Source organism: Planktothrix sp. FACHB-1355 (genome assembly GCF_014748295.1).
Taxonomy (GTDB): Bacteria; Cyanobacteriota; Cyanobacteriia; order Cyanobacteriales; family Aerosakkonemataceae; genus Aerosakkonema; species Aerosakkonema funiforme_A.
On record NZ_JACJUP010000334.1, the window covers coordinates 1 to 5877 of the forward strand.

5 protein-coding genes and 2 pseudogenes are annotated in these 5877 nt (G+C 45.4%); 5 read left to right on the forward strand and 2 right to left on the reverse strand.

Annotated features, from left to right (window positions below; genetic code table 11):
* Positions 1–313 precede the first annotated feature (313 nt).
* From lexA to H6S82_RS15155, 4 genes are all read left to right on the forward strand, one after another.
* The gene (gene lexA, locus H6S82_RS15140; RefSeq protein WP_190463870.1) at positions 314–949 is read left to right on the forward strand and encodes a transcriptional repressor LexA; all 636 of its coding nucleotides are present in this window, start codon (positions 314–316) and stop codon (positions 947–949) included.
* A 116-nt stretch (positions 950–1065) separates the two neighbouring features.
* Positions 1066–2307 carry an AmpG family muropeptide MFS transporter gene (locus H6S82_RS15145; protein WP_199315204.1) on the forward strand — a complete coding sequence of 414 codons (1242 nt, stop codon included), beginning with the start codon at positions 1066–1068 and terminating at the stop codon, positions 2305–2307.
* Between the two features lie 83 nt (positions 2308–2390).
* Positions 2391–2573, forward strand: coding sequence for a hypothetical protein (locus H6S82_RS15150; RefSeq protein WP_190463872.1), 183 nt, complete (start codon positions 2391–2393; stop codon positions 2571–2573).
* The gene (locus tag H6S82_RS15155) at positions 2574–3173 is read left to right on the forward strand and encodes a GNAT family N-acetyltransferase (RefSeq protein ID WP_190463873.1); all 600 of its coding nucleotides are present in this window, start codon (positions 2574–2576) and stop codon (positions 3171–3173) included.
* A gap of 30 nt (positions 3174–3203) precedes the next feature.
* Here the strand turns inward: H6S82_RS15155 and H6S82_RS33585 are convergent.
* Positions 3204–3371: pseudogene (locus tag H6S82_RS33585) on the reverse strand (transposase); the annotation flags it as partial.
* Between the two features lie 285 nt (positions 3372–3656).
* On the opposite strand from H6S82_RS33585, the gene H6S82_RS15165 reads away from it, so the two are divergent.
* The gene (locus H6S82_RS15165; protein ID WP_190463874.1) at positions 3657–4961 is read left to right on the forward strand and encodes an RNA-guided endonuclease TnpB family protein; all 1305 of its coding nucleotides are present in this window, start codon (positions 3657–3659) and stop codon (positions 4959–4961) included.
* Between the two features lie 316 nt (positions 4962–5277).
* On the opposite strand, the pseudogene H6S82_RS34380 reads toward H6S82_RS15165, so the two are convergent.
* A pseudogene (locus H6S82_RS34380) lies at positions 5278–5667 on the reverse strand (IS1 family transposase); the annotation flags it as partial.
* Positions 5668–5877: the final 210 nt, after the last annotated feature.

The following is a 5877-nucleotide window of genomic DNA, read 5'->3' on the forward strand; positions in this document are numbered from 1 at the left end:
TGTCAGCTACAAAGCGACGATTTTTCATAGAAACCCGGTTTCTTTGCGTAACAGAAACTGCAACAACGTCGCGCTCAGGCTGGTTCATGAGTAGCGTTTGTCGCTTTACGGCGGAAGAATTAATATTTTCCCTTTTCCCTCTCCCTCTGGGTCTTATTTTTGACTTTTGACTTTTGACTTTTGACTTTTAGAAAGAGACTGGACAGATTGGGGGTTTTAATAGTACGAATGTTCTAAGAGGAAAAGTTATGAGTTATGAAATTAAAACTCATAACTCATAACTTCTAACTTCTAACTCTGTCCCTAGCGTATTATGGAAACTCTCACAGAAGCTCAAAAGGAACTGTACGACTGGCTGGTGGAGTACATTCGCCAGCATCAATATGCTCCTTCGATTCGACAAATGATGCTGGCGATGAACCTGAAGTCGCCCGCACCGGTACAAAGTCGTCTGGAACATTTGCGAAAAAAAGGATACATTGAATGGTCTGATGGAAAAGCCCGCACGATTAAGATACTGCAACAGCGCTCGGAAGGTGTGCCGATTTTGGGTACGATCGCAGCTGGCGGTTTGGTGGAACCGTTCACCGATGCAGTAGAAAGACTGGATATTTCCACTGTGTTATTGCCAGACAAAACTTTTGCACTGCGGGTAGTCGGCGACAGCATGATCGAAGAGCTGATTGCAGAAGGGGATGTGGTGATGATGCGACCGATATCAGATCCAAATCTGGTCAAAAACGGCACAATTGTAGCGGCAAGGGTGGAAGGAAAGGGCACTACCCTGAAACGCTTCTACAAGAGGGGCGATCGCATCACCCTTAAACCTGCCAATCCCAAATACACACCAATTGAAGCTCTAGCCGATCAAGTGCAAGTACAAGGCGTATTGGTTGGTGTCTGGCGCGGTTACGATCCACCCGCCAAATCATCAAGCAGGCGAAGATAGGTATCTCTCCGGACAGATGTTCTTTCTTGTGGGAAGATAACACAAAGTCTACAAGTTTTGTGTAATCGCTCGTGAAATCAACTCTTTCTTTTCTACAAGTTTTTGGGAGCCGCAAGATGGCGGCTCTTTTATTATTGGGATTTTCGGCAGGAATGCCCTTGTTCATGACAGGCACTACTCTGCAACCCTGGATGAAGGAACAAGGCGTAGATCTCAGTACCATTGGGTTCTTTAGTTTGGTGGGTTTGCCCTACTCGTTGAAGTTTCTGTGGTCGCCTTTACTCGATCGATTTGTGCCCCCATTTTTGGGAAGGCGTCGCGGCTGGATGTTTTTAACGCAATTGCTTCTAGTGTTGGCGATCGCAACTCTAGCTATCCAAAAACCGGCCCAAGCTCTACAATTCGTAGCTCTCAACGCTGTATTGATTGCTTTCTTCAGCGCTACGCAAGATATCGCTATTGACGCATATCGCACCGACGTTCTGGAAAAACTAGAACTCGGAGCTGGTGTAGGAGTTTACGTTTTAGGTTATCGCATTGCGCTGCTAGTCACAGGTTCGCTGGCATTTATCCTTGCCGATCGTCTGCCTTGGCCTGTAGTTTATTTATTGATGGCTGCTTTTATGACGATCGGTTTGGCTGCCTCGATTTTCGCACCAGAACCCGTCTCGGACAACATACGACCGCCATCATTAGAAGAAGCAGTCATATTGCCATTTTTAGAATTTTTCCAGCGTAACGGTTGGTTGCAAGGTGCATTAATTCTGTTATTCATAGTTTTCTACAAATTCGGGGATTCTTTACTTAGTAATATGTCCAGGCTGTTTTTGCTCGATGTTGGCTTTACCAAAACCGACATTGGCGCAATACAGGGTGGTATGGGTTTGGTGGCGACAATTGTGGGAACTCTAGCAGGTGGCGCAATTCTCAGCAAAATCGGAATTAATCGATCGCTTTGGCTATTCGGTGGCTTGCAAGCATTAAGTAACTTGGGTTATTTTGCCATATCCCAGCTAGGCCAAAATTATCAGATGTTGGTGCTGACTATTAATATCGAAAACTTCTGTGGGGGATTGGGAACAGCAGCTTTTCTGGGCTTTTTGACCACTCTTTGCAACCAGCGCTTTTCTGCTACTCAGTATGCTTTGCTTTCTAGCTTTATGGCTTTCAGTCGCGATATCTTGGTAGCACCAGCCGGTTCGATCGCACAAAGCACTGGTTGGTCTGTATTTTTCCTCATCACCATTGCTGCGGCTTTACCAGGTTTACTGTTGCTGCCGGTGTTTGCGCCCTGGAATTCTGAGCCTGTAGCGATGCCAAGACCCGGACTGGATGATAAGCCCGATTTTGATGCTTAGCTGTAAACTGAAAGAAAGAGCGTTACAATTCTTGAAAAATCTCTCGGCAATTCACCTTTAGCTAGGTTTATCCAATCCCAAACATGGCTTTCTTCCGTGCATACGTGACTCCGTTTTTGATTCTGCTGGTATTTTTAGTGGCTTTGGTCGCCGTCAGCGCTCGGATCTTTTTGCCCTCCGATATGGCTGCACCGGCACCGATTGAGGAGGTGGGTGCTGCTGATACATTGGGGTGGGCAATGCCCACCCTACAGGCTGAGTTATAAATGCTGCTGCTCCCAGACTATCAGCTTTATGTTGGGTCAAGTTTGGATCGATCTGTGCTGGTAAAGTTTATGCAGCAAACTTACCAGGAGCTTTTTCCAGGTGGCAATATTTCCCATTTGGCTGATACTGTCGATCGATATTTTTCCAAAGATACGCCGCTTTGGTTAGTGGAATTTTTAGATAAGGGGGAAGACGATCCCGATCGACTTCCCAGCAATAAAAATTCTTTCTTACCTTCCCCCCGTGACGGGGGGATTGAGGGGGGTAAGGAGAAGCGAGGATACTCGCATCGGGTAGCTTGCTTGTGGATGGGTAATGCGATCGATCAGGTGTCTGGCGATCGTCATGCCCATATTTTTTTGCTTTACGTACTGCCAGAACATCGCCGTCAGGGTATCGCTACAGCTCTGATAGGGCTGGGTGAGGAGTGGGCCAAAGCAAGGGGCGATCGCCAAATTGGTCTTCAGGTATTTCTTGTCAACCAACCTGCTGTGAATTTATACAGCAAGTTGGGCTTCCAAACACACTCCCTTTGGATGGTTAAACCTATCAAAAAGATGCTGAGAACCCCCGCGTTTCAACCGGGGGATGAAAGCTAGGACAAAGCTTTAGCCCGTTGTGTGTCCGGGTTACTTTCCCTTTTGCCCTTCAATGTATTTTTTCACGATCTCGGTTGAAACCTGTTCAGTGGTGGCAACGAAGTAACTTGGGCTCCACAAGCTTGGCAGTTTTTTAAGATGAGGAAATTCGTCTCTAAGTAGCTTAGAAGCCCGTCCTTTGACCAATCGCGCAATTTCAGCAGCTGATTCGTTGGTAGGGGCATTGATGAAGAAGTGAACACGATACCGGCATGATTTCCAGTGCAATTAACTTCCAGTTGTGTTCTTCAACCAAACCGAAAATTATTTGCGGCAATCTAGCTGCTACATCGTTTGGGAACAAACACGAAATGATAGTTGATTGACGAAACAGATCCTTCAGTTCGCCTGTACTCATAATCTTTGGGAGAAAGTTTAGTCATGCCTAATATATTGTTGCTGATTATTGTTTGATAACATATAATAACAACAAAAGGTAAAACGATGTTTGGTTGTCAGCAAGTTTTAATCAAGCCAGATAGAGATCTAAAAGCGGTTCTTGAGTTCATTTGTGGAGAGTCCAACAAACTGCACAATTGCGCGATTTACTATGCTCGTCAGATGTATTTCAAGGCTGACAAGTACGTTAAGCCGTTCGACTTGAACAATGAGCTTAAACGGAATCCGCACTACAGCGCGTTATGCGCTCAGGCTGCACAGCAAGTCTGTGGTGCGGTTGGAGAATCAGTTAAATCCTTCCAGGGGTTGTTAAAACTGTTCAATGAGGGTGGATTAGCCAATCGTCCGAAGTTCCCTAACTACCGAACAAAAAACGGATTGCACCTGATTGCATACCCGAAACAGGCACTCGGTAAAAAGCTGGTTGATGGGCAAATTGCGATCCCATTGGGGCGGAGGGTTCAAACATGGTTTGGAATAAAGAATTTTTTGCTGACAATGCCGTCAAACCTTGAGTATTCCGATATTCGAGAGCTGAGAATCCTTCCCCGTAATGGGTGTTTTTATGCTGAGTTTGTCTACAAGGTTGACGCTGTTGACGCTCTTCTAGACCCATTGAAAGCATTAGGAATTGATTCTGGCTTGAATAACTGGCTAACCTGTGTGAGCAATGTCGGTACTAGCTTCATTGTGGATGGTTTGCACCTTAAAAGCTTGAATCGCTGGTACAACAAGCAGATTTCAACACTTAAAGATGGAAAGCCTCCAGGGTTTTGGAGCAATCGATTAGCTGCAATCACCGAGAAGCGTAATCGCCTCCTTCGTGATGCAGTGAATAAAGCCGCTCGGCAAGTAATTGAACACTGCGATAAGAACGGTATTGGTACAGTCGTTTTCGGTTGGAACAAAGGGCAGAAAGACTCTGCCAACATGGGAGCCAAGACGAATCAGAAATTTGTTCAAATTCCTACCGCACGTCTCAAAGACCGAATTAAGCAATTGTGCGAACACTACGGCATTCAATTTGTCGAAACTGAAGAATCGTACACTTCAAAAGCTTCATTCGTGGACAGAGACGAGCTACCTACGTTCGGTGAAAAACCTGAAGGGTGGCAAGCCGCTGGAAAGCGAATCAAAAGAGGTTTGTACCGCACTGCTCAGAACTGGTACATCAACGCAGATTGTAATGGCGCTGCCAACATTCTGCGTAAAGTAAGCATGACGTTGGGTTTAGACCTTAACGGAGTGTCTAGGGGCGCTTTGACTCGTCCCACCCGAATTTCATTTTGGGTGACAGCTAAAAAGACCCTTATAGGGACGGGTTTACCCTCCCTCGTAGCATCTGCTTAGAATCCCCGGTCTTTCAAGCCGGGGAGAAGTCAACTTATAGTTCATATAGCTAGGGCGTCGGGCGTCGGGCGTTGGGGAAGAAGTAGCTATAATCAAAGGTTTCAGGAATCAAGAACGTCCTAACATGAGCAGTTGCTATATTTCACAGTCGATCGCTAATGGCTAATTGTTCGTGGCGATTAACTATTAGCCATTCTCTGTAAACTATGAACTATCAACTACGACACCGACAACAGCCTTACCTTTTTTTGCCACGTCCAAAGCCTTTAGATGATTTCTTAAGTTTGCTCTTGGAACCTTTTGATTTAGGGGTGAAGATTTCATCAACAGGCTTTGGTTCTTTTTCTGTCTCAGACTTCGGCTGAACTTTTTCCTCAACAGAACCAGTCCAAACAAATTGTCTGCCGCAGTCTTTGCAAAGGTACTTTTGTTTGTCCTTTTGACGGCCATTTTTGCGAACATCAGTAGAGTTACATTTCGGACAAGTAACTGTAAGGTTCTCACTTTCCGATGCTTCGCTCTCCGATCTCGGTAATGTTTCTACTTCAGAAACTACCAATTCTTCCCTATCATTTGTGGCTGTTTGATTTAACTCTTCTCCTTGTTCTTCTTGTCCAGCTAAATCTTCTCTTTCAACAACAGGTACGGCATCTTGAATTTCTGCTGCTGCCGTATCCGCTGCGGTGATGGCTGCCTCATTTTCCACAGGTGCAGTAGCTAAGCTTAAATCTGCTTGCTGAGTTTCTGAGGCAGAGACATCCTCAGTTTCAACAACTGTTGTGTCAGTTTGACTTAAATCTACCGGTTGAGTTTCTGGCGCAACTAAATCTTCCGTTTCGACAACTATTGTTTCGATTTGACTTAAGTCTATTGACTGAGTTTCTGGGGGAGAGACATCCTCAGTTTCGACAACTAT

Excerpts from the sequence above, each read along its gene's own strand:
- lexA (WP_190463870.1), top strand. The coding sequence starts at position 314 with ATGGAAACTCTCACAGAAGCTCAAAAGGAACTGTACGACTGGCTGGTG.
- H6S82_RS15145 (WP_199315204.1), top strand. The coding sequence starts at position 1,066 with ATGGCGGCTCTTTTATTATTGGGATTTTCGGCAGGAATGCCCTTGTTC.
- H6S82_RS15150 (WP_190463872.1), top strand. The coding sequence starts at position 2,391 with ATGGCTTTCTTCCGTGCATACGTGACTCCGTTTTTGATTCTGCTGGTA.
- H6S82_RS15155 (WP_190463873.1), top strand. The coding sequence starts at position 2,574 with ATGCTGCTGCTCCCAGACTATCAGCTTTATGTTGGGTCAAGTTTGGAT.
- H6S82_RS15165 (WP_190463874.1), top strand. The coding sequence starts at position 3,657 with ATGTTTGGTTGTCAGCAAGTTTTAATCAAGCCAGATAGAGATCTAAAA.